Origin of the sequence: Kitasatospora sp. NPDC001547, from assembly GCF_042894165.1 — a bacterium.
GTDB lineage: Bacteria > Actinomycetota > Actinomycetes > Streptomycetales > Streptomycetaceae > Kitasatospora.
Genome location: NZ_JBIAVL010000001.1, coordinates 18,680 through 43,486, shown reverse-complemented (window position 1 = coordinate 43,486; position 24,807 = coordinate 18,680). Strand labels below are relative to the sequence as shown.

The following is a 24,807-nucleotide window of genomic DNA, read 5'->3' as shown; positions in this document are numbered from 1 at the left end:
GCTCACCGCGAAGGGCGGGAGCGAGGATCCTCGAACCGTGGGTGTCACGGCAGGGCGCCGATCCGGACGCGGCGCCGAGCGTCTCGCGTGGGGATGGCCGCCGGTGGCGGGGCCAGGGGCCTGAACGGCCGGGGGGTGCGTCGTGGCGCGATGCCGAGGGGCCCGCACCGGGCATCATGTACGCGGTGCGGGCCCCTGGCTACCAGGCGGGTGCCGTGGCAGAAACTACAGCGGACGAATGTTCTCGGCCTGCGGGCCCTTCTGGCCCTGCGTGACGTCGAACTCGACCTTCTGGCCCTCGAGCAGCTCACGGAAGCCGTTGGCGTTGATGTTCGAGTAGTGGGCGAACACGTCAGCGCCGCCGCCGTCCTGCTCGATGAAGCCGAAGCCCTTTTCCGCGTTGAACCACTTCACAGTGCCATTAGCCATAAAGAAATCTCCTTCAAGGGGCTGTCCGAAATCCGCCCAGTGCGGACTTCGAGTCGCCGCGATGAGCACCCACCCGGGGAAGAGCCGGGAAACAAAAATGCGCCTGCGAAACATCAGCAGGCGCACACAAAGTTCATGGGAACCACTACTGCAACTACAACGACCCTAGCAGGTCCAGGCCCGCCACGGGAGGAAATTCCACCCCGGTTCTGCAGGCCCCTTCCCCCGGGACCGCGGTCGCGAGGCGGCATGACCGTCAACGCCCGCGAGAATAACCCTGGTTGGCCTGGCAGCTCAGCCCTCCCGACGCCCGCGCCCCGCCCTCCTCGACGGGCGAGCCCCACGGGCGCCGGGGACGGACCTGCCCCGCCGCGCCGGCCACGCAGCGCGCCCACCGGCGCCATCCGTGATCATTACGGACGGCGTATGAGAAATTCCTGCCGCGGCTCAGAAATCAAGCGCACCGGAAGACCAACTCGGGCCGACCGCCGGGACCTCGAACGGTCCGGGCCGCCGCACCACGCGGCGGCCCGGGCCCGAGGTCTTCGCCGCGGTCACGACGCGGCAGCCGCGAGCTGCTCCTCCAGGGCGGCCAGCGTCCGGTAGCAGTTCAGCACCTGGGCGATGGAGGAGTTCGGCTCGCGGCCCTCGCGGACGGCGGCGACGAACTCGCGGTCCTGCAGCTCGATGCCGTCCATCGAGACGTCGACCCCACTCACGTCGATCGGCTCGTCCCTGCCGGTGAACAGGTCGTCGTAACGTGCGAGGTAGGTACCGGTGTCGCCGATGTAGCGGAAGAAGGTGCCCAGCGGACCGTCGTTGTTGAAGGACAGCGACAGCGTGCAGATGGCGCCATTCTCCGCGCGCAGCTGGACGGACATGTCCATCGCGATGCCGAGTTCGGGGTGGATCGGCCCCTGGATCGCGTTGGCCTGCACGATCGGCGAGCCGGTCTGGTGGGCGAACAGGTCGACGGTGTGCGCGGCGTGGTGCCACAGCAGGTGGTCGGTCCAGGAACGTGCCTGGCCCAGTGCGTTGAGGTTCTCGCGGCGGAAGAAGTAGGTCTGCACGTCCATCTGCTGGATCCGGTAGTCCCCGGCCTGGATCCGCTGCCGCACCCACTGGTGGCTGGGGTTGAAGCGCCGGGTGTGTCCCACCATGGCGACCAGCCCGGTGCGCCGTTGCGCCGCGTCGCAGGCCTCGGCGTCGGCAAGCGAGTCGGCCAGCGGGATCTCGACCTGGACGTGCTTGCCCGCGTCCAGACAGGCGAGCGTCTGCCCGGCGTGCATCTGGGTGGGCGTCGCGAGGATCACCGCGTCGACGTCGTCCATCGCCAGCACTTCTTCCAGCGTGGCGACGGCGCGGCCCACGGCCTGCTCCTCGGCGAACCGCCGCGCCTTCTCCAGGCTGCTGCTGACCACGGCGGTCACCTCGACGCCCTCGATCCGGCGCAGCGCGGCCGCGTGCTTGGCGCCGAAGGCGCCGCCGCCGACCAGGGCGATCCGGACGGTCTGCTTCTCGGTCATGTCGTCACTCCTTCACGGCGGGCGTCCCGCCCGCCGGGTGGTTCTCAAGGATCAGGTGGCCGACGGCGGTGTTGGACGCCGGCACGTGGTAGAAGCGGTGTTTGACCTCGATCCCGCCGCTTCCGTCGATGTCGCTCATCGCACCTCGGGCGATCAGCCACATGACCAGCTCGATCCCCTCGGAGCCGGCCTCCTCGACGTACTCCAGGTGGGGCACCTGGGCCAGGCCCTCCGGATCCGCGATCAGCCGGTCCAGGAAGGCGTTGTCCCACTCCCGGTTGATCAGGCCGGCGCGCGGCCCCTGGAGCTGGTGGCTCATGCCCCCGGTGCCCCACACCTGGACCTTCAGCGGCCTGTCGTAGGACTCGATCGCCCTGCGCAGCGCCTGGCCGAGCCGGAAGCACCGCGCGCCCGAGGGCACCGGGTACTGCACCACGTTGACGTGGAACGGGATCACCTTGCACGGCCACCGCTCGACGTCGCCGAACATCAACGACAGCGGGACGGTCAGGCCGTGGTCGACGGCCATCTCGTTGGCGAGGGTGAGGTCGAAGTCGTCGCGGATCAGTGAGTGCGCGATGTGCGCGGCCAGCTCCGGGTCGCCCTCGATCCCGGGGACCGGCCTGGGTCCGTAGCCCTCGTCGGCGGTGGGGTAGACCGTTCCGGTGCCGAGCACGAAGGTCGGGATCATCGACAGGTCGAAGGTGGAGGCGTGGTCGTTATAGACCAGGAGGATCACGTCGGGGGCGTTGTCCCGTTCCCACTGCCTGGAGAACCCGTAGCCCTCGAAGACCGGCCGCCAGTAGGGCTCGTCGGTCTTGTGGTGGTCCATCGCCGCGCCGATCGCCGGCACGTGCGAGGTGAACACCGCGCCGGTGATGACGGCCTGTCCCCGCGGCGACCGCCGGTCGGTGTGCGCCGCTTCGAGGACGGCGTGATCGATCCGGTTGCCGGCGACGGAGCGGCCGCCGGCGACCATCATGTCGCGGTACTCCTGCTCGGTCATGCCGGTCATCGAGCCGGCCATCTGCTGGAACGACAGTCCCAGCGTCGCACCCCACTTGGCGAGGAAGTAGATGTTGCCGCCCTCGCGTATCGCGGCGTTGAGGTCGCGGTCGAGCAGCGCCTGCTTCTGTTCCTCCCGCAGTGGCCACGCGTCCAGGTAGGCGCGCTCGTCGGCGAGGTAGCGGTGCCGGTTCTCGGCCGTCATCAAGGACATGCAGAACTGGTTGAGGTGGTAACCCCTGGCGGACTGCTCGGCGTCGAAGACGGTCGTCCCCGGGACCAGCTTGTAGCGCTTGTCCAGCGACATGGGTGGGTCCTCCGTTTCGTGGACGGTTCAGTCCGATTCGGGCCAGTACAGGCGCATCGGGTTGTCGACCAGCAGCTTGTGCTGAAGCTCGGGCGTCGTCGCGATGTGCGGGACGAAGTCGACGAGCAGGCCGTCGTCGGGCATGTGGTCGGTGAGGTTCGGGTGCGGCCAGTCGGTGCCCCACAGCACCCGGTCGGGGAACTCCTCGACCACGCGCCGGGCGAACGGGACGACGTCGCGGTAGGCCGTCCGCTCCCCGTCCAGGGCCGGCGGGCCGCCCACCGACAGCCGCTCCGGGCAGGTGACCTTGCACCAGATGTCGTTCCGGGCCCGCAGGAAGTCCAGGAACGCCTCGAACTCCGGGCCGTGCGGGTCCTTGGCGACGTCGGGCCGGCCCATGTGGTCGACGACCAGCGGCACCGGGATCGAGAGGAGGAACTCGCGCAGGTCGGCGAGGTCGGCGGCCTCGAAGTAGACGACGACGTGCCAGCCGTACGGTCGGATCCGCTCGACGACGTCCCACAGGTCCTGCCGCGGCGTCGCGTCGACGAGCCGCTTGACGAAGTTGAACCGTACGCCGCGCACGCCGGCCTCGTGCAGTTCCCGCACCTGCGCGTCGGGGATCCCCGGGCGTACCGTCGCCACCCCGCGGGCCAGGCCCCCCGACGCCCGCAGGGCGTCGACCATGGCGGTGTTGTCGGAGCCGTGGCAGGTCGCCTGGACCACGATGGTGCGGGCGAAGCCCAGGTGGTCGCGCAGCTCGAAGAGCTGGTCCCTGGACGCGTCGCACGGGGTGTACTTGCGCTCGGGGGCGAACGGGAACTCCGCGCCCGGCCCGAAGACGTGGCAGTGCGCGTCGACGGCGCCGGCGGGCAGCCGGAACTGCGGGCGGCTCGGGCCGGCGTACCAGTCCAGCCAGCCGGGGGTCTTCTCGAAGGTCGTCGTCATCCTCAGTCCTCGTACCGCAGCCCGAGCGCGGCCAGCGGGCCGCGCATGTCGTAGACGTCCAGGCCGAGTTCGCCCGCGCGGAACCTCGCGCGCTTGCCCGCCTCGCCCGCCTCGCGCCTGGCCGCCGCCTCGGCGACCTCGGCGGCCCGCTCACGCGGCACGACGACGACGCCGTCGCCGTCCGCGAGGACGACGTCGCCGGGCCGCACCAGGGCGTTGGCGCAGACCACCGGCACGTTGACCGAGCCGAGGGTGGCCTTGACCGTGCCCTTGGCGTTGACCGCCCGCGCGAAGACCGGGAAGTCCATCGCCTGGAGGTCGGCCACGTCGCGCACGCCGCCGTCGATGACCAGGCCCTTGCAGCCGCGGGCGCGGAAGGAGGTGGCGAGCAGGTCACCGAAGAATCCGTCCTCGCTCTCGGTCGTGCAGGCCGCGACCACGACGTCGCCCTCGCGGACCTGCTCCGCGGCGACGTGCAGCATCCAGTTGTCGCCGGGCTGCAGCAGGACCGTCACCGCCGTGCCGCACAGCCGGGCCCCGGGGTAGACCGGGCGCAGGTAGGGGCGCATCAGGCCGACCCGGCCCATGGCCTCGTGGACCGTCGCCACGCCGAACTCCGACAGCGCGGCGACCGCCTCGGGGTCGGCGCGGGTGATCGACGTGTGGACGATGCCGATCTCGGTGTGCTCCATCCGTTTCTCCTCCTGGGTTCAGCGGCCGGCTGCGGTGAGGCGGGCGGCGAGGCGGGGGTAGACGCGCAGGGCGTTGCCGGCGTAGACGGCCGCCCGCTCCTCGTCCGAGAGGTTCGGGGTGGCGTCGACGTACCGCTTCGTGTCGTCGAAGTGGTGACCGGTGCGCGGGTCGATGTCGCGGACCGCGCCGATCATCTCGCTGGCGAAGAGGACCGACCGGCTCGGGATCACCCGGGTCAGCAGGTCGATGCCGGGCTGGTGGTAGACGCAGGTGTCGAAGAGGACGTTGTCCAGCAGCGTCTCGGGATCCGGCTTGCCGAGCGCCATCGCCAGGCCGCGGAACCGCCCCCAGTGGTAGGGCACCGCGCCGCCGCCGTGCGGGATCACGAACCGCAGCGTCGGGAAGTCGGCGAACAGGTCGCCCTGGACCAGCTGCATGAACGCCGTGGTGTCGGCGTTGAGGTAGTGGGCGCCGGTGGTGTGGAAGGCCGGGTTGCACGAGGTGCTGACGTGGATCATGGCGGGGATGTCGTACTCGGCCATCGCCTCGTAGAGCGGGTACCAGCTGCGGTCGGTCAACGGCGGTGCGGTCCACCGGCCGCCCGACGGGTCGGGGTTGAGATTGACGGTCACCGCACCGAGCTCCTCGACCGCGCGGCGCAGCTCGGGCAGGCAGGTGGCGGGGTCGGCGCCGGGCGACTGCGGGAGCATCGCGCCCATCGCGAAGCGGTCGGGGTGGAGCGTGCTGACGCGGTGGACCAGGTCGTTGCAGATCCGCGCCCACACCGAGGAGACCGCGAAGTCGCCGATGTGATGGGCCATGAAGCTGGCCCGCGGGGAGAAGATCGTCAGGTCGCTGCCGCGCTCGTCCATGAGCCGCAGCTGGTTGCCCTCGATCGCCTGGCGCAGGTCGTCGTCGGTGATGACCAGGTCGTCGGGGTCGGGCGCGTCGCCGGCGGAGCCGGCCGCCGCCACCTGCCGGTCCCGCCACCGCGCCAACTGCGGTGGTGCGGTGGTGAAGTGGCCGTGACAGTCGATGATCATGCGTGCTCTCCTGAGGGGCGTCCGGGTCAGTCCTGGGGGGCGGTGGGCCAGCCGGTGTACTGCTCGGCGAGGAAGGTGCGGCCGGCCCGGGTGCCCACCGCGTTGTCGAGCTCGCCGAGCTGACGCCGCAGGTCGAACGGCGTGTCGCCAGGGGCCGTGTGCAGCAGCCGGGTCATCCAGTACGAGAAGTTCTGTGCCCGCCAGACCCGTTGGAGGGCGCGCGGCTGGTAGTCGTCCAGCGCGGCCGCGCCCTCGCCGCCGAGCGCGCGCAGCAGGACACCGGCGAGTACCTTCACGTCGTGCAGCGCCAGGTTCAGCCCGCGGGCGCCGGTCGGCGGCACGGTGTGCGCGGCGTCACCCGCCAGCGCCATCGAGCCCCAGCGCATCGGCTCCTGCACGAACGAGCGGAACCGCAGCACCGTCTTCTCCAGGATCGGCCCCTCGTTGAGCCGGAAGCCGTCCTCACCGGCCACCCGGGCCTGGAGCGTCTCCCAGACGCGGTCGTCCGACCAGGCCTCCACGGGCTCGTCGGGGGCGCACTGGAAGTACATCCGCTGCACGCGCGGGGTGCGCTGGCTGATCAGCGCGAACCCGTGCTCGGAATGGGCGTAGACCAGCTCGGGTGCGCTCATCGGCGCCTCGGCCATGATGCCGAACCACGCGTAGGGGTACTCCTTGCCGTAGCGCGCCCGCCGGTCCTCGGGCACCAGGTCGCGGCACATGCTGCGCGACCCGTCCGCACCGACCACGTACCGCGCCCGGACTTCGTGGCGGGTCCCGTCGGACGCGGTCCAGCGGACGCGGGGAGCGTCGGTCGTCACGTCGAGGACCTCGGTCTCCCTGACACCGAAGTGGACCGTGCCGCCGTCGCGCTCCCGGGCGTCGGCCAGGTCGATGAACACGTCGGTCTGCGGGTAGAGCCACACCGACGCGCCGACCAGCTCCTTGAAGTCGATGCGGTACGGCCGGCCGCCGAACCGGAGCTCGACGCCCTCGTGTTCGTGGCCGTCGAGCAGGATCCGCTCGGAGACACCGGTCTCCACCAGGTCCCGGGCCGCGTCGGCTTCGAGGATGCCGGCCCGGTGCGTCGTCTCGATCTCCTGCCGGGTACGGGTGTCGAGCACGACCGTCTCGACCCCGGCGCGCCCGAGCAGATGGGCCAGCATCAGTCCGGCCGGGCCGGCGCCGACGACGGCGACTGGGACCGAGGCGACGGTGTCGACGATGGCATCGGCCATGGCATCTCCTGAACGGTGGCGCGGGGGCTTCGAAGGCTTCGAACTCCCCGAACGCTCGCACCCGGGCCCTCGACCGGTCGCCCCCCTTTCCGTCAGGCGGAAACCTCCCCGGGTTTCAGACCGTCGTCCGGGCCCGCCTGCCGAGCTCCTCGGAGATCCCCCGCGCGGCCCTCAGCAGCGGCTCGCGCAGCCCGCGCGCCCGGCTCTCGCCCCGCGCCGCGACGACGATCCCCAAGGCGGCGCTCACCGGGCCGGACCGGCCGATCCGTACCGGCGCGGCCACCGCGACCGAGCGCTCCGAGAGCTGCCGGTCGCTCACGAAGACCTGCTCGCGGCGGATCCGGTCCAACTGCGCCCGCAGCGCCTTCGGTTCGGTGACGGTGTGCGGGGTCCAGGCCCGGAGCGGCGATCCGAGCACCTCCTCCTGGATCTCCCGGGGCGCGTGCGCCAGCAGCACCCGCCCCATCCCGGTGGAGACGACGGGGAACCGGGACCCGACCATCGTGACCACCTCCACCGACCGGTGCCCCGCGATCCGTTCCACGAAGACCAGCTCCGTGCCCTCGCGCACCGCGAGTTGGACGTTCTCATGGGTCGCCTCGTAGAGGTCCTGCATGAACGGCAGCGCCGAATCGCGCAGGATCTGGGTCCGGGGACACCCCGAGGCGATCTCCCACAGGCGCAGCCCGACGTGCCACGACCCGTCCTCCGCGCGCTCCAGCGCTCCCCATCCCGCCAGCTCCGTGATCACGCGGTGCGTGGTGCTCAGGGCCATGCCCGTACGCTGGGCGATCTCCGACAGCGTCTGCGACGGGTGCTCACGGTCGAAGGTCGAGAGGATCTCAAGGACCTTGCCGGCTGCCGTACTCCGGGTTGCGCTCATCCGGCCAGTGTCGCAGGGCGGCGTCGAGCCGCCCGGGCGCGCGTCGCACCAGTCGTACCATCTGCCGAACTCAAGGAGCCGATGTGAACCAGGAGATCTCCGGGCTGTCCTCGATGGCGACACGGCCGATCCTGACCGACCTTTCCGAACACATCCGACGCACCCGCGGTGTCCCGGTGTGCTTCGAATCCGGCGGCGGGGTGGAGATCGCGCGGCGGGTGCGCGAGGGTGCCGAGGCCGACCTGCTCGTCCTCGCCGAGGGAGCACTGGCCCAGCTGGAGCAGGAGGGGCACCTCCTGGGCGGCACGGCGCGCCCGCTGTGGGTCTCCCAGGTCGTCGCCGCCGTACCGGACGGCACGCCGGTTCCGGCGTTCGATGCGGAATCCGACCTGCGAGCCGCTCTGCTGTCCGCGCAGAGGATCGCGTACTCCACCGGTCCCAGCGGGATGGCCCTCGTCGGACTGATCACCCGGCTGGGGCTGGCCGACACGCTGTCGGACCGGCTGGTCCAGGCACCGGCGGGGGTGCCCGCCGGCAGCCTGCTCGCGTCCGGCCGGGCCGACCTGGCCTTCCAGCAGCGCAGCGAACTGATAGACCTGCCAGGCGTCCTCGTCGTCGGCCCGCTGCCGGGCGACACCGGGATCGACTCGGTCTTCAGCGGGGCCGTCCTGGCTTTCTCCGCCCGACCGGACCTCGCCCGCGAAGTCCTCGACCTCCTCGGGTCCGACACGGCGTCGGGGATCGCCGGCGCCAGGGGCATGCGATCGCTCGGGCTCCAGGGCTGACGCGGCGACCCCGGAAGCAGCGGCCGGGGCTCGGCTGACGGTCGTCCGGCGGCCGACCCCGGCGTTCTTATGACAACGGCATTGACGTTTCGTTTCGCCCCCGGTTTCATGACTCGCACTTCCCCCACCCCACCCCCACCCCCAAGGCGGTGATCCGTTGGCATCGACGGTGAGGGACACGGGCGGGGAATCCTGGTAACCGAGGAGCCCTTCCCTTGCGTACGCTCTCCATCGAACACCGCGGCGCTGTCGCGGTGTTGACACTCCGCCGCCCCGCCAAGCGCAACGCCCTCGACGACGCCACCGTGCTGGGCGTCGAGGAGTTCTTCCGGAAGCCCGGCGCGGACGTCCGCGCCGTCGTCCTGGACGCCGAAGGCGACCACTTCTCGGCCGGGCTCGACCTCGGCGAGCTGACCGAGCGCTCCACCGAGGAGGCGCTGGAGCACTCGCTCATGTGGCACCGCGTCTTCGACACCATCGAGGGCGGGCGCGTGCCCGTGGTCACCGCGCTCAAGGGCGCGGTGATCGGCGGCGGCCTGGAGCTCGCGGCCTCCGCGCACCTCCGCGTGGCCGAGCCCTCCACCTTCTACGCGCTGCCCGAGGGTCAGCGCGGGCTCTTCGTCGGCGGTGGCGGCTCGGTCCGGATCCCCCGGCTGATCGGCGCGCACCGGATGGCGGACATGATGCTCACCGGCCGCGTCCTCGACGCCGCCGAGGGCCAGGCCGCCGGCCTCTCGCAGTACCTGACCGAGCAGGGCGGGGCGCGGGCCCGCGCCCTCGAACTCGCCGAGCGGATCGCGGCCAACGCCCCCCTGACCAACTTCGCCGTCCTCCGGGCGCTCCCCCGGATCGCCGAGGCGTCGCCCGCCGGCGGCCTGCTCCTCGAATCCCTCATGTCGGCCGTCGCCGCCGGCAGCCACGACGCCCAGGAGCGGATGCGGGCGTTCCTGGAGGGCCGCGCCGCGAAGGTCGCCGCCGGACAGGCCCCCCACGGAGAGGACGCCCGATGAGCGAGATCCTCAGCACCCCCGGCCCCGCGGTCGGGGACGAGTCCGAGATCGGCCGCTACCTCCGCTGGCTGGAGTCGGAGCGGCAGCTGGGCTTCCCGGACTACGACAGCCTGTGGCAGTGGTCCGTCGCCGACCTGGAGGGCTTCTGGTCGTCGGTGTGGGAGTTCTTCGAGGTCCGCCCGCACACCCCGCCCACGGCCGCCCTGGGCCGCAGGGCCATGCCGGACACCGAGTGGTTCCCCGGCGCGACCCTCAACTACGCCGAGCACGCGCTCGGCCGCGAGGAGGACCTCGACGCCGTCGCGCTGGTCGCCCGCTCCCAGACCCGGGCGCCGATCGAGCTGACCTTCGGCGAACTCCGCGACCAGGTCGCCCGGGCGCGCGCCGGGCTGCTGCGCCTCGGCGTCCGCAAGGGCGACCGGGTCGTCGCCTACCTGCCGAACATCCCCGAGACGCTGGTGGCCTTCCTCGCCACCGCCGCCATCGGCGCGGTCTGGGCGGCCTGCGCGCCGGAGTTCGGCCCGCGCAGCGTGGTCGACCGGTTCGCCCAGCTCGAACCGAAGGTGCTGCTGACCGTCGCCGGCTACCGCTACGGGGACCGGGACATCGACCGCCGTGCCGAGGTGGCGGAGATCGCCTCCCGGCTGCCCACCGTGGAGCGGGTCGTCCACGTCCCGTACGGGCCGAACGCCGTCCCCGGCGCGCTGCGCTGGCCGGAGCTGCTGGCCGAACCGGCCGAACTCGCCTTCGAGCCCGTGCCGTTCGACCATCCGCTGTTCGTGCTCTTCTCCTCCGGCACCACCGGCATCCCCAAGGCGATCGTCCACCGGCACGGCGGGATCCTCCTGGAGCACCTGAAGAACCACGCGCTGAGCTGGGACCTGAAGCCGGGCGACCGGATGCTCTGGTTCAGCACGACCGCCTGGATGCTGTGGAACAGCCTGGTCTCGGCGCTGCTCGTCCGCACCTCGATCGTCATGATCGACGGCAATCCGGTCCACCCCGACCTGCGCGAGCAGTGGCGGATCGCCGAGGAGACGGGGGCGACGCTGATGGGCGTGAGCCCCGGCTACCTCATGGCCTGCCGCAAGGCCGGGATCCGGCCCGCCGAGGAGTTCGACCTGTCGCGGCTGCGGCAGCTCGGCGCGGCCGGCAGCCCGCTCCCCGCCGACGGCTTCCGGTGGGTCGCGGAGCAGTTCGGGGACCGGGTGCTCCTGAACGTCGGCTGCGGCGGCACCGACGTCTGCACCGGCATCCTCCAGGGCAGCCCGCTCCAGACCGTCCGCGCCGGGGAGATCTCCGGGCCCTGCCTCGGGGTCGCCGCGTACGCCTATGACAGCGAGGGCCGACGGGTCGTCGGCGAGCTGGGCGAGCTGGTGATCACCGAGCCGATGCCGTCGATGCCCGTCGGCTTCTGGGGAGACACCGACGGCTCCCGCTACCGGGCCGCGTACTTCGAGGAGTACCCGGGCGTGTGGCGGCACGGCGACTGGGTGCGGTTCGCGCCCGAGGGCCACTGCGTCGTCGCCGGACGCTCCGACGCCACCCTCAACCGGGGCGGGGTACGGCTCGGCACCGCCGAGTTCTACGCCGTCGTCGAGGACCTGCCCGAGATCGAGGACAGTCTCGTCGTCCACATCGAGGACCCCGAGGGCGGCAACGGGGAGCTGCTGCTCTTCGTCGCGGGCCCCGTGGAGCTGGACGACGCCCTCCGTACGAGGATCGCCCGCGCACTGCGGTCGGCGCTGTCGCCGCGGCACGTCCCGGACGTCATCGAGCGGGTGCCGGCCGTCCCGCGCAACCGCACCGGCAAGAAGCTGGAGGTGCCGGTCAAGCGGATCCTCCTCGGCGCGCGGCCCGAGTCCGTCGCCGGCACCGACGTCCTCGCCGACCCCCGTTCACTGGCCGCCTTCGTCGCCTACGCCGCCGGGCGGGCCGCCGGCACCGGACCCGGGAGCGTGTCGTGAGGGTCGCCGTCGTCGGCACCGGGGTCATCGGGGCGTCCTGGACCACGCTCTTCCTGTCGCACGGGCACGAGGTCGTCGCCAGTGATCCCGCGCCCGGCGCGGAGGAGCGGCTCCGGGCGGCCGTCGCCGCCGACCAGCGCCGGCTGTCGTTCACCCCGGACCTCGCCGAGGCCGTCGCGGACGCCGGCTTCGTCCAGGAGAACGGCCCGGAGCGTCCCGAGCTGAAGGACGAGGTCTTCGCCGTCCTCGACGCCGCGGCCCCCTCGGGGACGATCCTGGCGAGCAGTTCCTCCGGGCTGCCGCCGTCGCGGATCCAGCAGGCCTGCGCGGCCCATCCCGAACGGGTCGTCGTGGGGCATCCGTTCAACCCGCCCCACCTCATCCCGCTGGTCGAGGTCGTGCCCGGCGAGCGGACCGGTGAAGCCGCCGTCGAAGCGGCCATGGGGTTCTACCGCAGCCTGGGCCGCCATCCGATCCGGCTGCGCCGGGAACTGCCCGGCCATGTCGCGAACCGGCTCCAGGCCGCACTCTGGCGGGAGGCGTACTCGCTCGTCGAGCGGGGTGCGGCGAGCGTCGCCGACGTCGACGCGGCCATCGCCCACGGTCCCGGCCTGCGCTGGGCGCTGCTCGGGCCCTTCCTCAACCAGCACCTCTCGGGCGGTGCGGGCGGCATCGCGCACGTCCTGGAGCACCTCGGCCCGCCCATGGAGGAGTGGTGGGCCGACCTCGGCGCACCGCGCCTCACCCCCGAGCTGACGCGCGCGATCGCCCAAGGCGTCCGCGACGAGCTGGCCGGGACCGCGGAGGCCGACCTCGTCACGGAACGCGACGCCCTCCTCTCCCTCCTCCTCGACGCCAAGAACCGGACCGACCACCTGTGAGCACTCCGATGAACCCCGCCGACTCGATCGCCATCGACTTCCACGTCCACGTGGAGCAGGACGCCCACGGCCACCTCGCGCTCGACGCGGAGCTGATGGACGCCTCGGCCGCCTACTTCAAGTCCGGCCAGGACCGCACGCCGACCGTGGAGAGCCTGGCCGCGTACTACCGCGAGCGCCGCATGGCCGCCGTGGTCTTCACGGTGGACGCCACCACGGGCCTGGGCCATCCCGCCCTGTCGAGCGAGGAGATCGCCGAGGCGGCGGCCGCCCACCGCGACGTCCTCATCCCGTTCGGCTCGGTCGACCCGCACCGGCCGGACGCCGTCGCCCGGGCCCGCTCGCTCGTCCGCGACCACGGTGTCCGCGGCTTCAAGTTCCACCCGAGCCTCCAGGCGTTCGCGCCGAACGACCGCGAGCACTACCCGCTCTACGAGGCGATCCAGGAACTGGGCGTCCCCGCCCTGTTCCACACCGGGCAGACCGGGATCGGCGCCGGCCTGCCCGGCGGGCGCGGCATCAAGCTGCGCTGGTCCGACCCGATGCTCCTGGACGACGTCGCCGCCGACTTCCCCGGCCTGACGATCGTCCTGGCGCACCCGTCGGTGCCCTGGCAGGACGAGGCGATCTCCGTCGCCACGCACAAGGCCAACGTGTACATCGACCTGTCGGGGTGGTCGCCGAAGTACTTCCCGCCGCAGCTCGTGAAGGCGGCCGGCTCCTTCCTCCGGCACAAGGTGCTGTTCGGCTCGGACTTCCCCGTCGTCACGCCCGACCGCTGGCTGGCGGACTTCGACGCCCTCGGCATCAAGCCGGAGGTCCGCCCCCTGATCCTCAAGGAGAACGCCGCCCGCGTCCTGGGCCTCTGACGACCCGCACCTGCCCGGTCGGGCTCGGCGCCCGCGCTGCGCGCCGGCCCGAGTCCCTTCCGCCGGTTCAGGGAGTGCGGCCGTCAGCGTCGGCGGCGTCCCGCTCGCGGGTGACCGTCCGGCGGGCCAGCGCGAGGGACAGTGCCGTGACGGCGGCCCACAGCGGTCCCATGAGGACGTGCAGGAGCCCCAGCCCGGCGACGTCGTTCCAGCGGTACAGGGCCGCCTGCGCGGCCAGGCTCGCGAGGCTCACCAGCGCGATCGCCACGGTCGACAGCGCGTAGCAGCGGTGCAGCACGCGGTTGGAGCGCCACCCGGCAGGGCCGCCCACCAGTCTGTTCGCCACCAGGCCCGCCAGGGGGCGGTCGGCCGCGAGGGACAGCAGGCAGGCCGCCGCCGCGGCGGCCGGGACCGCCATCGGGAGCAGGAAGAAGCCCCGCGCCTGGCCGGTCCAGGCGGCCACGGCCGCGCAGGCCGTGGCCAGCAGGGCGCCGAGGACGGCGTGCGGGACGTGCCGGCGGGCGCGCAGCCGCCACCCGAGGACGAGCACGGCGGTCACCGCCGCTGCGACGGACGCGGAGCGCGGGCCGCCGCCCGCGTCGGCCGCCAGGAACACCAGGGTGGGGGTCCCGGCCGCCGCCGCGGCGGTGGCCGCCGTCCTGGCGCGCGGCGTGGTCGTCATGCCGGCCCGGCTTCGTCGTCGCGGCGGCGTCGGCCGGTGACCTTCGAGGACGGGAGGCGACCGGCCCTGGAAGTACCGGTGAGCGTGTCACCGTCGACGGTGAGGGTGAAGGTCAGGTCGAGTCGCATCGGCCGGGTGACGGACTGCTTCCAGGTCAGCCGGTGACCGTCGAGGACGACGTCCCGCAGCGGCAGGTTCTCGCCCGCGCCGCGGGCGGTGCCGACCAACTCCCCTTCATGGGAGCTCAGTTCGACTACGGGACGGATCCGCCCGATGGGCGTGGCAATGGTCAGGTCCCAGATGCCGTGGATGTCGGTGGACATGAAGTGGCGTTTCCTCACTCGTGACGTGCGGGGGTGCGATGCGTTCAGAGGGCGGCGGGCGCGGGACCACCGGGGCGCCAGGTGGTGCCGCGGCGCTCGTGGGCGAACAACTCCTCGACGGCGTGGGCGATCTGCGGGCCCACCTCGCGTTCCAGCAGGTACAGGCCGAGGTCGAGTCCGGAGGTGACCCCGGCGGCGGTGACCAGGTCGCCGTCGTCGACGACGCGTGCGCGTACGGCGTGGGCGCCGGTCGCGTCGAGGAGGTCCAGGCCCAGGTGGTGGGTGGTCGCGTGGCGGTCCTGGAGCAGGCCGGCCATGGCCAGGACCAGCGCACCGCCGCAGACCGTCGCCACGGTGATCCGGGTCTCCTCCATGGCGGCCTTGAGCAGCGCCGGCAGCTCGGTGTCCAGCGTACGGGCCAGCCGGACCGCGACCGTGTCCTGCTGCGCGCCATCGTCGTCGGGGTCGGCGCCGTCGTCGGGGCCGGCACCGTCGTCGGGATTGCCGAGGCGTCCGGAAGCACCGGGCACGAGGACGACGCCCGGGCGGCGGGGGTCGAGGAGGCCGGTGGTGCGCAGCGACAGGCCGCCGGTGCCGCTGACCACCTCTCTCGGGCCCTGGGCGCTGACCAGTTCCACGCTGACGGCGCCCCCGGAGGCGGTCGCGCCGGCGTGGAGGACTTCGAACGGTGCGATGGCGTCGAGCGGGTCGAAACCGTCGAACAGCACTATCTGGACGTGCATGTGAGTGCCTTTCATCGAGCGGTAGAAGCCGGGGTTCACCGGCTTCGGCTCGATGCTAGGAGCGCGTACGCGCGGCGGAGACGGGCCCGAGTGACAGATTCCGACGGGATCTCGCCAGGAGCGGGCCGGGGCGGCGGCTACCAGGTGGACGCCGCACCGCCGCCGCCCGGAACCGCTCGCCGGACGATTCGGGTACCGCGTCGGCGCAGGCCCTCAGCTGCGCTCGCGGCTGCGAAAGGCGGCGCGGTAGCTGTACGGGGTGGTGCCGGCGACCCGTTTGAAGCGCTCGCGGAAGGCGGTCGGGGAACCGAATCCGGCCTGGCCGGCTATGCGCTCGACGGTGTGGTCGGTGTTCTCCAGGAGGAACTGCGCCCGGCGGATCCGGGCTCGCAGCAGCCACTGCAGCGGTGTGGTGCCGGTCTGCTCACGGAACCGCCGGCTGAAGGTGCGCCCGCTCATGCCGCTGCGCCGGGCCATGAGGTCGAGCGTCAGCTCCTCGTCGAGGTGGTCCTCCAACCAGGCGAGCACCGGTTCGAGGGTGGAGCCCCGGGGAACCGGTGGGTGGGAGTGGACGATGAACTGCGCCTGGCCTCCTTCGCGTTCCAGCGGGGCGACGGCCAGCCGGGCCGCGTCGGCGGCCACCGCGGAGCCGAAGTCGCGGCGGATCAGGTGCAGGCACAGGTCGAGCCCTGCCGAGGCGCCGGCGGAGGTGAGGAGTTGCCCGTTGTCGACGTAGAGGACGTCGGGGCGCACTTCGAGCGCGGGGAAGCGCCGGGCCAGCTCGGCGGCGGCGATCCAGTGGGTGGTGGCGGCCAGTCCGTCCAGCAGTCCGGTCAGGGCGAGGTCGAAGGCGCCGGCGCAGATCGAGGCGATCCGGGCACCCCGGGCCGCCGCCGCGCGCAGCGCCTCCAGCACCTCCTCACCCGGCGGGGACGCGTCCTGCGCGCGGCCGGGCACGATCACGGTGTCGGCGTCGGCCAGTTCCTCCAGGCCCCAGGGGGCGGTGATCAGGAATCCCGCGGCCCGGACCTGCGCCCCGGGTCCGCACACCCGCACCCGGTAGGGGTGGCGCCCGTCCGGCAGCCGGGCTCGGGTGAACACCTCCAGGGGCGTGGCGAGGTCGAACGGGATGACCTCGTCGAGTGCCAGGACCGCGATGGTGTGCACGACGACTCCTCAACTCCGGGCCGGACCAGGACGGTTCCCCTTGTCTACGGCCCACGGCGGCGTAGGTCAAAAGATCGTCGGGCCAGGCACCCGCGGCAGAACGACGGATCCTGGTAAGTGGTCGTTCCGAGCCGGGTTGCGGACGCTCGGTCGAGTGCTCGCACCTCCTGTTGAAGCAGCGGGGGCCGGTCAGGGCGTGGCGGCGCGGCCGTAGCGGGGGGCGCTGTCGTCGTCGAGCTGTTCGAGGAAGCCGCCCAGTGTGTCGGCGACCTCGGACAGGGCGCGGGCGCTGAAGAGGACCGGCTGGTAGCCGGTGATGTCGTAGTCGGTGGCGAGCACGGCCGTGATGTCGAGCGGTCGGACGCGGGCCCGCGTCAGCCGTCGGATCTCACCGTAGGAGGAGAGCAGGGCCGCACCGTACGCCTTGGGCGTGCCGTCCTCGTGGAGGACGCCGTACTCCAGGGTGAACCAGTAGACGTCGCTGATCATCTGCAGGACGTCCTCGTCGTCGATGCGTCTCGCCGCCTCTCCGATCAGGCGGTAGACCTCGGCGAAGTCCGGCGAGGCCAGGTGGATGCCGTGGCCGAAGACGTCGTGGAGGACGTCGGGCTCGGGCGTGAACAGCGGCATGGCCGGGTGGCGGACGAACTGTACGGCGTGGAAGTAGCCCTCGGCCATCGACCCCAGGAACCGCTTGTTCTCCACCACGCCCCCGGCCGCGGTGAAGTCGAAACCCGTCAACTGCCGTAGCCGGGCGCCCACTTCGGCGTGCTGCGGGATGTGGTCGGCGGGAATCGGAGCCTGCTCCCGGGCTTTCAGCGCGGCACGGCACGCGTGCTCGCCCTGGGCCGTCCACAGTGCGCGGTGGACCGCCCGCCAGGTCCGCTCCTCGCTGTCGCTGTAGACCACCGTCGGCGACGGGTCGCCGACCCGCAGGCCACGGGCGAGAGCCGCGACGGCCGCGCGTCTGCGCAGGTAGCGGGGGTCGCTGAACCCCGGGTGCTCGGCCGCCGTGCCGAGTCGTCCGTCGGGGGCTACGGGCGTGCGCGCCTGGATGTCGTCCACGATCCGATTCTTGCCATCGCACCGCGGTGGCGCACCAGGACTCGCGGTAGCCCGTAGCGGTAGCGGTAGCCCGCAGCGGTAGCCGCAGCCGGTACGGCGGGCGCGGGCGGCCGGGCCTCGGCGCCACCGCGGTCGTACGTCGAAGGTACCGGTCCGAGCCGGTCGGTCCTCGGCGCGCAGGCGTAGGACCAGCGCCCGATGTCACGCGGTCACGTGATCCCTAGGCTCGCTGTCGTCCGAGCCCGAAGACGCGGCCGCCGGCCCACGCCCGGCCCGCCCGATGACGAGGTACCACGAAATGCCCGCTGACTCCACCGCCCACATCCGCATGGCCCGGCCCTCACGCGACCTCCGGGCGGCGGAGCGCTTCTGGGTCTCGGGCCTCGGCCTCGACGTCCTCTACCGGCACGCGGCGGACGGCACCCCCGGCCACAGCTCGCTCCTCATGGTCGGCTGGCCCGGTGCCGGCTGGCATCTGGAACTCGTGCACGACCCCGCCGCTCCCGTGGAGCCGCGGTCGACCCCCGAGGACCTCCTGGTCGTCTACCTCGGCGAGCCGGTGCCCGACTCCCTCGTGGAACGGCTGGAGCGGCACGGCGGGAAGCGGGTGCCGGCTCACAACCCGTACTGGGACACCTGGGGTGTGACGTTCCAGGACCCCGACGGCTACCTGCTGGTGCTGTCCACCCGCGCCTGGTCCAACTCGTAGCGCACGCAGGGCGCGCCGGTCGGGCCCGCAGGCCCGGCCGGCGGGCTCCCGTCAGGGAAGCGCGACGAAGGGGGCGAGGAACCCCCGGGCGACCGGCGTGTCGAGTCGGTACGCGACGTTGGTCGCGTAGCACGGCCCGTCGCCCGTGACGGTCGTCGCGACCAGCAGGGTCCGGCCGTCGATCGTGGCGAAGTTCGGGCCGCCGGAGTCCCCGTAGCAGGCGCCGCCGTTGCCCTGCGGCGCGGTCATCGCCAGCCGCACCCACGGGGCGTTGAGCGCGTCGAAGCCCACCGGGGCCTTCATCCGCACGCCGCCGCCCGGGTGCGTCTGGCCGCCGGGGCCGCGTCGCGCCTCCTGGGTGCCGTAGCCGGCGACGGTGAACGGGGTCGCGTCGAGCCGCTGCGGTCCGAGCGCGCCGAGCCGGCCCTCCGTGGGCAGCGTGGCCGGGGTAAAGGTCCAGCGCGCGGCCACCTCGGCCGCCGGCAGCTGGACGACGGCGATGTCGTGCGGGTCCGACGAGGGCCCCGGGTAGGCCGGGTCCTGATGGGCGGTCCCTTCGACGGCCACCGCCGCGGCGACGGCCGACGGGTCGCCGGGGTGGGCGGCCCGGGCGGCGTCCAGGCCGGCCTGGACGTCCTGGTCGAGCGAGACGTGGAAGCGGGCGCCGGCCGGCCAGTCGCTGGTGCAGTGCGCGGCGGTGAGGAAGGTGTCGGCGTCCACCATGGTGCCGGTGCACATCCAGTCGACCCGGTCCGGGGTGGCGGGGTCGCCGTCGTCGTCCCACTGCACCACCAGGGCACCGACCTCGGTGCGCTCCGGTGCGGGTGAGGCGTTGTACGAGTTGATCGCGGCGGCGGGCGTGGTCCCCGTGACGAGCGCGCCGGCGGCGAGCGCTCCGGCGAGGGCGGCGCCTGCCGCCCGTCTGAGGGCTGTGGGGAAGTCGGTGATCGGCACTGCTGGGCGTTCCCTTCCGGGCCACCGGAACCTCCGGTGGCCCACTGCTCGGCACCGTGGGGCGCCGTCGGACGGAAGCCCGACGCCGCCCGGCCGGCCCCGGTCGCCGCACGCGGCCGGGGATCCGGCCGGGCGGGCCGGGGATGTGGCGGTCGGGTCAGAAGACGCTGACGCCGTACTTGGCGAGGGCCTCGTTGGCCGGTTGGAAGAAGGTCGTGCCGCCGGTGCTGCAGTCGCCGCTGCCGCCGGAGGTGATGCCGAGGGCCTTGGTGCCGTCGTACAGCGGGCCGCCGGAGTCCCCGGGCTCGGCGCAGACGTTGGTCTGGATCATGCCGCGGACGGTGCCGCCGTCGGCGTAGCGCACGGTGGCGTTGAGCCCGGTGACGGTGCCGCCGTGGGTGCCGCTGGTCGACCCGCTGCGCTTGACCGACTCGCCGACGTAGGCGTTCGGGGCGGAGGTGAACCCGCCGCTGTGGCTCAGGGCGCTGTTGTCGTAGCGGACGAGCGCGTAGTCGTCGCCCGGGAAGCTGGAGTTGACGGTGGCCCCGATCAGCGTGGTGTGACCGGAGTTGGTGTACCAGGTGTTCGCGACGTTCCCACAGTGGCCCGCGGTGAGGAAGTAGTACGTGCTGCCGCTCACCACGTTGAAGCCGAGCGAACAGCGGTACTGGCCGCCGTAGACGGCGTCACCGGCCGCGAGCAGCGGGCGGAAGGTGCCGGGGGTGCGCTGGATCGTCAGCTTGGCCGCGTCGGCGCCCGCGGCCTGCCTGATCCTGGCGATCGCGGCCGGCGACACGGTGCCGTCCGCCGTGACGACGACGCGGTCGGCCGCCTGGTCGACGTACCAGGCGATGCCGTTGACGTCGGTCCGCTGCACGGCGTCGCCCACCGCCGCCAGTCGGGCCTGGCCGGGAGCGGAGGCGGACGGGGCGGCGACCGCGCCCGGCGCGGCGACCGCGGTGGCGGACAGCAGGCCGACGACGGCGGCGAGCAGTCGGGTGGTCCTCGCGGTGCCGGTGTGGGGGGTTGTGCGCGTGGTCCTCACTGGGTCTCCTCCTGGGAGTGAGAGGCCCCCTGAGGGTGTGGGGGCCGTGAGGCGCGATCAGGGAGTGCGCGGACACCCGACGGTGCCCATGGGGAGCCACCGCGGATGAACTGCCCCTGACAGGCGCTGACGGGAAGTATGGGCAGGCCCGTGGAGCGGCACAAGGCCTCGGACGCGGCCTGCACACCATCTCGACAACCCCCCGGGGCGCCGCCCGGCGGGACCGGGTCTGAACTGGCGTTTTCCCTCATCGGAGTTCGTGCCCGACCTCGCTCGGCACGGCCGGCCGCCCGGCCCCGACCGCCCTGCCGCGGGCGGCGGGCCACCGGCCGGCGGCCCGTCCGGCTCAGCCCCCCGCGGGCACCCGGAGCGTCCCGTACCGCTGCATCCGCTGCCAGCGCAGGCGGGACCCCGCGAGCGCGGTGAAGACCGAGTGGATCACCACCAGGTACATCAACTGCCGGTAGACGAACTGCTGCAGCGGCAGGCTCCACAGCGGTCCGAGCCGTTCCTTGTCGAGCCGGAACGCGTAGGCGCCCATCAGCATCTGGACCAGCAGGAACGCCGCCCACAGCCCGACGATCCGCACCGGGTCGAGGAAGACCAGCCCGTACAGCGCGAAGACGTCGACCACCGGTGCCAGCAGCGGCAGCAGGACCTGGAACATCAGCAGGTAGAGCAGCCCCCGGCGGCCCAGCTTCCCGGCCTGCCCGCCCTGGACCAGCGCGCCGCGGTGCTTCCACATCGCCTGCAGGGTGCCGTAGCACCAGCGGTAGCGCTGCCGCCACAGGGCGCTCAGCGAGGCCGGGGCCTCGGTCCAGGCCTTCGCCCGCTCCTCGTAGACCACCCGCCAGCCGGCCCGGCAGAACGCCATGGTGAGGTCGGTGTCCTCGGCGAGCGTCTCCTCGCCCACCCCGCCGACCGCCAGCAGCGCCGAGCGGCGGAAGGCGCCGACCGCGCCCGGCACGGTGGGCATGCACTCGGCGAGGTCGAAGAGCCGGCGGTCCAGGTTGAAGCCCACCACGTACTCGATGTGCTGCCAACGGCCCAGCAGTCCACCGCGGTTGATCACCTTGGCGTTGCCGGAGACCGCGCCGACCGACGGGTCCGCGAACGGCTGCACGAGGTGCCGCACGGCGTCCGGCTCGAACACGGTGTCACCGTCCACCATCACCAGCAGCTCCGAACGGGCGGCCGCGATACCGGTGTTGAGGGCGGCCGGCTTCCCCGCGTTCTCCTGGCGGATCACCCGGGTGTACGGCAGGTCGAGCGCCTCGACCAGGTCGGCGGTGCCGTCGGTGGAGCCGTCGTCGACCACGATCACCTCCACCGGATGGTCGGAGGCGAGCAGCGACCGCAGTGCGGCCTCGATCCCGGCGGACTCGTTGTACGCCGGCACGATCACGCTGACCGGTTCGGTGACCGGCGCCCCCCAGCGGCGGCGGCGCAGCCGCCGGTGCCGGCGCGCGGCCACCAGGACGGCCACGGCGCGCAGCACGCTGATCGCGCCCGCCGCCCACAGCAGCCAGCCCAGGACGGTGAGCGTCCAGTCGCCGCCCCGCAGGATCCAGATGAACGCGGTCCCCTGGAGGCGGTCGGCGGTCCCGGCCGGGTGGACCGGGTCGGACAGGCCGACCGCCTCGCTGACGGTGGTGAAGCGCAGGCCGCGGGCCTTCAGCCGGGGCAGCTCGGTGGTGAGCGCCGCGACGGTCTGGGAGCGGTCACCGCCCGCGTCGTGCAGGAGCACGATCCGCCCCGGGCCCGCCGGGGCGTCGTCGAGCGTCCGCGCGATCCGCTCGGCCCCCGGCAGGCGCCAGTCCTCGCTGTCCTGGGTGGTGAGCACGGTCAGGTAGCCGGCGCGCCCGGCCTCCCGGACGGCGTCCCACGCGCGGTCGTCCAGGGCGTCCGGGCTGGAGGAGTACGGCGGCCGCAGCAGGGAGCTGGTCACCCCGGCCGAACCGGCCAGCACCAGCTGGGTCTCGCGCAGCTCCAGGGAGCGGCGCCAGTCGGGCGCGGCGCCGAGGTCGGTGTGGGTGAAGGTGTGCACGCCGATCTGGTGGCCCTCGGCCACAATCCGGCGGACCAGGTCCGGGTGGGCGGCGGCCTGGGTGCCGACCACGAAGAAGGTGGCGCGCACCCCCTCGCGGCGCAGCACGTCGAGGACCCGCGGGGTCCAGGTCGGGTCGGGGCCGTCGTCGAAGGTGAGGGCGACGGTGCCGGGCCCGGGGGCGGCGCTGCGCGGCTGCGGGCCGGCGGCGTCGATCACCGGACCGCCGTCGAGGACGGGCGCCGGCACGGTGGTCGCGCTCGTGCGGGTGGCCGTCCCGTCCGGGCGGTCGTCGAAGCTGTGCTGGGTGTACCCCTGGAGCAGCAGCGCGCCGGAGAGGGTGAGCAGCAGGGCGGTGAACAGCACCCAGTGGGTGCGCAGCGGACGCTGCCTCACCATGGCGCGCCGGCCTCTTCGGGGACGGTCGGGGGCTGGGGCTCGTCGGCGGCGGGCACTGCTCATGGGCTGCTTTCGGTGTGCGGGTGGTGGGCCGGGGCGGTCGGGGGTCAGGGCTTGACGGGTTTGTTGCCGGAGTTCCCCGGCTGGCCGGTGGGGCGGCCGCGCCCGGGCGTGGGCGTGGCACCGGGCGGCGCGGCCGGCGGTGCCGTGGCGGTGGCGACGGGAGCGGGCGAGCCGGCGGCCCCGGGGGCGCCCGGCAGGCCGGCGGCCGGTTCGGCCGGCTCGCCGGTCGGCCGCGCGCTACGGCCCCCGGTCGCCGGGCCCGGGCCGGTCTGGCGGGCGGGCGCGGCCGTGGGCGGCGCGTCGGGCGGGGCCGCGGCCTCCGGGGCCGCGGAGGGCGCCGCGGACGGGGTGGCCGCTCGGGCCGGCGCGCTCGGCGCGGCCGGCTGGGGGATCGGGAGGAACGGCGCGCTCACGGTGGGGCCGCCGAGCAGCGTGCTGGCCAACAGGACGAGGTACCCGCCGGCCGGCACCGCCAGCGCCACCCCGAGCCGGCGGATCCGGCGCTGACGGCGTCCGGAGGCGTCGACGAACACCGGCGGCGGGACGGGCGGGGACCCGGGAGCGGGCGGGGACGGGGGCTGCTCGTCCGCGGTGTCGGCGAGGACGGGCAGCTCGGCGGTGGGCGGGTCCTGCGCCTCGCCGGGCCACGGCTGGTGGTCCGCGGGACCGGCCACGGGGGCGAAGCGGTCGGTCCCGGGGCCGAAGCGGTCGGCCGGGGCGCCGACGTGGTCGGCCGGGGCGGCGAGCGGTTCGTCGGCCGAGGGGCCGTGGAAGTACCTCGGGACCAGCGGTGGCTGAGGTTGTTCCTCGGCGGTCGGCCACGGGCCGTACGACGTGACGGGCACGATGTCGAGTCCAGGGGTTGTCGGTTCACGGGGCTACCACGGCTGCGCCCGTCGATCACGGCGGACCGGACGGTGAGGTGGTCGCACCCTCTTCAGCGCCGACTCCCGGCCCGCTGTCACACCCCGGCGGCCGAGGACCGCGCACCGCCGCCGGGCGGCCCCCACGGTCGGGCGGCCACGTCGTCCCCGAGGCACGTCGCAGCCGGGCACGGAGGCGACAGGAGTCGTACGCATCGGGACGAACCCGTCCTCGTCCCCGCCCGTAGCCTCCGGAGCGATGAGGGCCCGCCGCTCTGCCGGCGCCCGCCCCGAGGACGCCGAGTACCGAGAACGAGGAGCGAGTCGATGGTGGCAGTGGTGAGGGAGGACGAGCAGGTGCGCGGGCCGGGCCCGGCGGTGTCCGGCGCGGAGACGTCGACGGGCCCGGCACCGGAGGCCCGGTCCGGGGCCGAGCCGGACCTGCACGCCATGACCCGGATCACCCTGCGGCCGATCGCCTCGCCGATGCCGCTCGGCTTCTTCACGGTGGCCATCTCCTCCGCCGTGACCAGCAGCCTGCAGCTCGGCCTGATCGACGCCGCGAACCGGCAGGCCGTGGCGCTCACGGTCTTCTCCGCCTTCGTGCTCCAACTGCTGGTCAGCATCCTGGCCTTCGGCGCCCGGGACGTCATCGCGGCGACCCTGATGGCCGGGTTCGCGGGCGCCTGGCTGGCCAACGGCCTGGTCACGGCGACGGATGCGCACGGCGGGGCGCAGGTCCTCGGCGTGATGAACCTGGCGTTCACGGTCTTCGCGGCCCTGATGGCCTCGGTGGCCAGGCCGAAGCGGGTGCTGTGGGTGCTCCTGCTGATCGCCGTGCCGCGCTACTTCGTCGCCGGCCTCCACGGCGTCTCGGGCGTGGCCGTCCTGGGCCAGGTCGCCGGCGCGCTCGGCATGCTCCTCGCGGCGGTCGCGATGTACGCGGCCTACGCCCTGATGCTGGAGGAGCTCCGGGGCCGGGAGGTCCTGTGGATCGGGCGCAACGGCCCCGTGCGGGACGCCATGCGGGCGGGCCTGGACGGCCAGCTGCAGCGGCTGGAGCGGCAGGCGGGCGTGCGCCGCACCCTGTAGCCGGAGGAGCCGGGGCGGTCCGAGGGATCGGACGGCCCCGGCTCGACCGGGTGCCGGACAAGACCGGCGAC

At 73.4% G+C, this 24,807-nt stretch carries 24 protein-coding genes; 7 read left to right on the top strand and 17 right to left on the bottom strand.

The window, feature by feature from the left end:
* Nucleotides 1-225: 225 nt before the first annotated feature.
* The 8 genes from ACFY0X_RS00195 to ACFY0X_RS00160 all read right to left on the bottom strand — a co-directional run bounded on the left by ACFY0X_RS00195 (nucleotide 226) and on the right by ACFY0X_RS00160 (nucleotide 8,072).
* Complete coding sequence (locus ACFY0X_RS00195) at nucleotides 226-429, bottom strand: cold-shock protein (RefSeq protein WP_099897249.1); 204 nt, start codon at nucleotides 427-429, stop codon at nucleotides 226-228.
* Between the two features lie 554 nt (nucleotides 430-983).
* The gene (locus ACFY0X_RS00190; protein WP_387747031.1) at nucleotides 984-1,955 is read right to left on the bottom strand and encodes a Gfo/Idh/MocA family oxidoreductase; all 972 of its coding nucleotides are present in this window, start codon (nucleotides 1,953-1,955) and stop codon (nucleotides 984-986) included.
* 4 nt (nucleotides 1,956-1,959) lie between these two features.
* On the bottom strand, nucleotides 1,960-3,267 hold the full coding sequence (ligA, locus tag ACFY0X_RS00185) for a protocatechuate 4,5-dioxygenase subunit alpha (protein ID WP_387747028.1): 1,308 nt from the start codon (nucleotides 3,265-3,267) through the stop codon (nucleotides 1,960-1,962).
* A 27-nt stretch (nucleotides 3,268-3,294) separates the two neighbouring features.
* A complete protein-coding gene (locus ACFY0X_RS00180; RefSeq protein WP_387747026.1) occupies nucleotides 3,295-4,215 on the bottom strand; it encodes an amidohydrolase family protein in 921 nt (306 codons plus the stop codon).
* A gap of 2 nt (nucleotides 4,216-4,217) precedes the next feature.
* The gene (gene ligK / locus ACFY0X_RS00175; protein WP_387747023.1) at nucleotides 4,218-4,907 is read right to left on the bottom strand and encodes a 4-carboxy-4-hydroxy-2-oxoadipate aldolase/oxaloacetate decarboxylase; all 690 of its coding nucleotides are present in this window, start codon (nucleotides 4,905-4,907) and stop codon (nucleotides 4,218-4,220) included.
* A gap of 18 nt (nucleotides 4,908-4,925) precedes the next feature.
* Nucleotides 4,926-5,951: an amidohydrolase family protein gene (locus ACFY0X_RS00170; protein WP_387747020.1), complete on the bottom strand. Its 1,026-nt coding sequence runs from the start codon at nucleotides 5,949-5,951 to the stop codon at nucleotides 4,926-4,928.
* Between the two features lie 26 nt (nucleotides 5,952-5,977).
* Nucleotides 5,978-7,189, bottom strand: a complete 1,212-nt coding sequence (locus ACFY0X_RS00165) for a 4-hydroxybenzoate 3-monooxygenase (RefSeq protein ID WP_387747017.1) — start codon at nucleotides 7,187-7,189, stop codon at nucleotides 5,978-5,980.
* Between the two features lie 115 nt (nucleotides 7,190-7,304).
* On the bottom strand, nucleotides 7,305-8,072 hold the full coding sequence (locus ACFY0X_RS00160; protein ID WP_387747014.1) for an IclR family transcriptional regulator: 768 nt from the start codon (nucleotides 8,070-8,072) through the stop codon (nucleotides 7,305-7,307).
* An 83-nt stretch (nucleotides 8,073-8,155) separates the two neighbouring features.
* Between ACFY0X_RS00160 and ACFY0X_RS00155 the strand changes: the two genes are divergently transcribed.
* The 5 genes from ACFY0X_RS00155 to ACFY0X_RS00135 all read left to right on the top strand — a co-directional run bounded on the left by ACFY0X_RS00155 (nucleotide 8,156) and on the right by ACFY0X_RS00135 (nucleotide 13,584).
* The gene (locus ACFY0X_RS00155) at nucleotides 8,156-8,857 is read left to right on the top strand and encodes a substrate-binding domain-containing protein (RefSeq protein ID WP_387747011.1); all 702 of its coding nucleotides are present in this window, start codon (nucleotides 8,156-8,158) and stop codon (nucleotides 8,855-8,857) included.
* A gap of 215 nt (nucleotides 8,858-9,072) precedes the next feature.
* Nucleotides 9,073-9,867, top strand: a complete 795-nt coding sequence (locus ACFY0X_RS00150) for a crotonase/enoyl-CoA hydratase family protein (RefSeq protein ID WP_387747008.1) — start codon at nucleotides 9,073-9,075, stop codon at nucleotides 9,865-9,867.
* The gene (locus ACFY0X_RS00145; protein ID WP_387747005.1) at nucleotides 9,864-11,834 is read left to right on the top strand and encodes an acetoacetate--CoA ligase; all 1,971 of its coding nucleotides are present in this window, start codon (nucleotides 9,864-9,866) and stop codon (nucleotides 11,832-11,834) included. The genes ACFY0X_RS00150 and ACFY0X_RS00145 overlap by 4 nt, the downstream gene beginning before the upstream one ends.
* Nucleotides 11,831-12,715 (top strand): 3-hydroxyacyl-CoA dehydrogenase NAD-binding domain-containing protein, encoded by an 885-nt coding sequence (locus tag ACFY0X_RS00140; RefSeq protein ID WP_387747002.1) that lies wholly within the window; start codon nucleotides 11,831-11,833, stop codon nucleotides 12,713-12,715. Before ACFY0X_RS00145 ends, ACFY0X_RS00140 begins: the two co-directional genes overlap by 4 nt.
* Before the next feature lie 8 nt (nucleotides 12,716-12,723).
* The gene (locus tag ACFY0X_RS00135; protein ID WP_387748033.1) at nucleotides 12,724-13,584 is read left to right on the top strand and encodes an amidohydrolase family protein; all 861 of its coding nucleotides are present in this window, start codon (nucleotides 12,724-12,726) and stop codon (nucleotides 13,582-13,584) included.
* Nucleotides 13,585-13,651: 67 nt separating this feature from the next.
* Here ACFY0X_RS00135 and ACFY0X_RS00130 read toward each other — a convergent pair whose 3' ends face one another.
* The 5 genes from ACFY0X_RS00130 to ACFY0X_RS00110 all read right to left on the bottom strand — a co-directional run bounded on the left by ACFY0X_RS00130 (nucleotide 13,652) and on the right by ACFY0X_RS00110 (nucleotide 17,564).
* The gene (locus ACFY0X_RS00130; protein WP_387746999.1) at nucleotides 13,652-14,266 is read right to left on the bottom strand and encodes a DUF3159 domain-containing protein; all 615 of its coding nucleotides are present in this window, start codon (nucleotides 14,264-14,266) and stop codon (nucleotides 13,652-13,654) included.
* On the bottom strand, nucleotides 14,263-14,589 hold the full coding sequence (locus ACFY0X_RS00125; protein WP_387746996.1) for a hypothetical protein: 327 nt from the start codon (nucleotides 14,587-14,589) through the stop codon (nucleotides 14,263-14,265). Before ACFY0X_RS00125 ends, ACFY0X_RS00130 begins: the two co-directional genes overlap by 4 nt.
* A gap of 44 nt (nucleotides 14,590-14,633) precedes the next feature.
* Nucleotides 14,634-15,332, bottom strand: coding sequence for a DJ-1/PfpI family protein (locus tag ACFY0X_RS00120; protein WP_387746993.1), 699 nt, complete (start codon nucleotides 15,330-15,332; stop codon nucleotides 14,634-14,636).
* Between the two features lie 213 nt (nucleotides 15,333-15,545).
* Complete coding sequence (locus ACFY0X_RS00115; protein WP_387746990.1) at nucleotides 15,546-16,499, bottom strand: GlxA family transcriptional regulator; 954 nt, start codon at nucleotides 16,497-16,499, stop codon at nucleotides 15,546-15,548.
* Nucleotides 16,500-16,688: 189 nt separating this feature from the next.
* Complete coding sequence (locus ACFY0X_RS00110) at nucleotides 16,689-17,564, bottom strand: phenylalanine 4-monooxygenase (protein ID WP_387746987.1); 876 nt, start codon at nucleotides 17,562-17,564, stop codon at nucleotides 16,689-16,691.
* A gap of 298 nt (nucleotides 17,565-17,862) precedes the next feature.
* Here ACFY0X_RS00110 and ACFY0X_RS00105 point away from each other — a divergent pair, with 298 nt between their 5' ends.
* Nucleotides 17,863-18,273 carry a VOC family protein gene (locus ACFY0X_RS00105; RefSeq protein WP_387746985.1) on the top strand — a complete coding sequence of 137 codons (411 nt, stop codon included), beginning with the start codon at nucleotides 17,863-17,865 and terminating at the stop codon, nucleotides 18,271-18,273.
* Between the two features lie 51 nt (nucleotides 18,274-18,324).
* Here the strand turns inward: ACFY0X_RS00105 and ACFY0X_RS00100 are convergent, their stop codons facing one another.
* The 4 genes from ACFY0X_RS00100 to ACFY0X_RS00085 all read right to left on the bottom strand — a co-directional run bounded on the left by ACFY0X_RS00100 (nucleotide 18,325) and on the right by ACFY0X_RS00085 (nucleotide 23,626).
* Entirely contained in the window at nucleotides 18,325-19,227 is a 903-nt protein-coding gene (locus ACFY0X_RS00100) for a trypsin-like serine protease (RefSeq protein ID WP_387746982.1), read from the bottom strand.
* Nucleotides 19,228-19,384: 157 nt separating this feature from the next.
* Nucleotides 19,385-20,272: a S1 family peptidase gene (locus ACFY0X_RS00095; RefSeq protein ID WP_387746979.1), complete on the bottom strand. Its 888-nt coding sequence runs from the start codon at nucleotides 20,270-20,272 to the stop codon at nucleotides 19,385-19,387.
* Nucleotides 20,273-20,618: 346 nt separating this feature from the next.
* Nucleotides 20,619-22,718: a bifunctional polysaccharide deacetylase/glycosyltransferase family 2 protein gene (locus tag ACFY0X_RS00090; RefSeq protein ID WP_387746976.1), complete on the bottom strand. Its 2,100-nt coding sequence runs from the start codon at nucleotides 22,716-22,718 to the stop codon at nucleotides 20,619-20,621.
* A gap of 107 nt (nucleotides 22,719-22,825) precedes the next feature.
* Nucleotides 22,826-23,626 (bottom strand): hypothetical protein, encoded by an 801-nt coding sequence (locus ACFY0X_RS00085; protein WP_387746974.1) that lies wholly within the window; start codon nucleotides 23,624-23,626, stop codon nucleotides 22,826-22,828.
* 345 nt (nucleotides 23,627-23,971) lie between these two features.
* Here ACFY0X_RS00085 and ACFY0X_RS00080 point away from each other — a divergent pair, with 345 nt between their 5' ends.
* Nucleotides 23,972-24,736: a GPR1/FUN34/YaaH family transporter gene (locus ACFY0X_RS00080; protein ID WP_387746971.1), complete on the top strand. Its 765-nt coding sequence runs from the start codon at nucleotides 23,972-23,974 to the stop codon at nucleotides 24,734-24,736.
* Nucleotides 24,737-24,807: the final 71 nt, after the last annotated feature.

Bases quoted from the DNA above. Each gene is read 5' to 3' on its own strand.
- ACFY0X_RS00160 (WP_387747014.1), bottom strand. From the start codon at position 8,072: ATGAGCGCAACCCGGAGTACGGCAGCCGGCAAGGTCCTTGAGATCCTC.
- ACFY0X_RS00090 (WP_387746976.1), bottom strand. From the start codon at position 22,718: ATGGTGAGGCAGCGTCCGCTGCGCACCCACTGGGTGCTGTTCACCGCC.
- ACFY0X_RS00145 (WP_387747005.1), top strand. From the start codon at position 9,864: ATGAGCGAGATCCTCAGCACCCCCGGCCCCGCGGTCGGGGACGAGTCC.
- ACFY0X_RS00170 (WP_387747020.1), bottom strand. From the start codon at position 5,951: ATGATCATCGACTGTCACGGCCACTTCACCACCGCACCACCGCAGTTG.
- ACFY0X_RS00165 (WP_387747017.1), bottom strand. From the start codon at position 7,189: ATGGCCGATGCCATCGTCGACACCGTCGCCTCGGTCCCAGTCGCCGTC.
- ligK (WP_387747023.1), bottom strand. From the start codon at position 4,907: ATGGAGCACACCGAGATCGGCATCGTCCACACGTCGATCACCCGCGCC.
- ACFY0X_RS00080 (WP_387746971.1), top strand. From the start codon at position 23,972: ATGGTGGCAGTGGTGAGGGAGGACGAGCAGGTGCGCGGGCCGGGCCCG.
- ACFY0X_RS00135 (WP_387748033.1), top strand. From the start codon at position 12,724: ATGAACCCCGCCGACTCGATCGCCATCGACTTCCACGTCCACGTGGAG.
- ACFY0X_RS00125 (WP_387746996.1), bottom strand. From the start codon at position 14,589: ATGTCCACCGACATCCACGGCATCTGGGACCTGACCATTGCCACGCCC.
- ACFY0X_RS00105 (WP_387746985.1), top strand. From the start codon at position 17,863: ATGCCCGCTGACTCCACCGCCCACATCCGCATGGCCCGGCCCTCACGC.
- ACFY0X_RS00130 (WP_387746999.1), bottom strand. From the start codon at position 14,266: ATGACGACCACGCCGCGCGCCAGGACGGCGGCCACCGCCGCGGCGGCG.
- ligA (WP_387747028.1), bottom strand. From the start codon at position 3,267: ATGTCGCTGGACAAGCGCTACAAGCTGGTCCCGGGGACGACCGTCTTC.
- ACFY0X_RS00180 (WP_387747026.1), bottom strand. From the start codon at position 4,215: ATGACGACGACCTTCGAGAAGACCCCCGGCTGGCTGGACTGGTACGCC.
- ACFY0X_RS00195 (WP_099897249.1), bottom strand. From the start codon at position 429: ATGGCTAATGGCACTGTGAAGTGGTTCAACGCGGAAAAGGGCTTCGGC.
- ACFY0X_RS00190 (WP_387747031.1), bottom strand. From the start codon at position 1,955: ATGACCGAGAAGCAGACCGTCCGGATCGCCCTGGTCGGCGGCGGCGCC.
- ACFY0X_RS00120 (WP_387746993.1), bottom strand. From the start codon at position 15,332: ATGCACGTCCAGATAGTGCTGTTCGACGGTTTCGACCCGCTCGACGCC.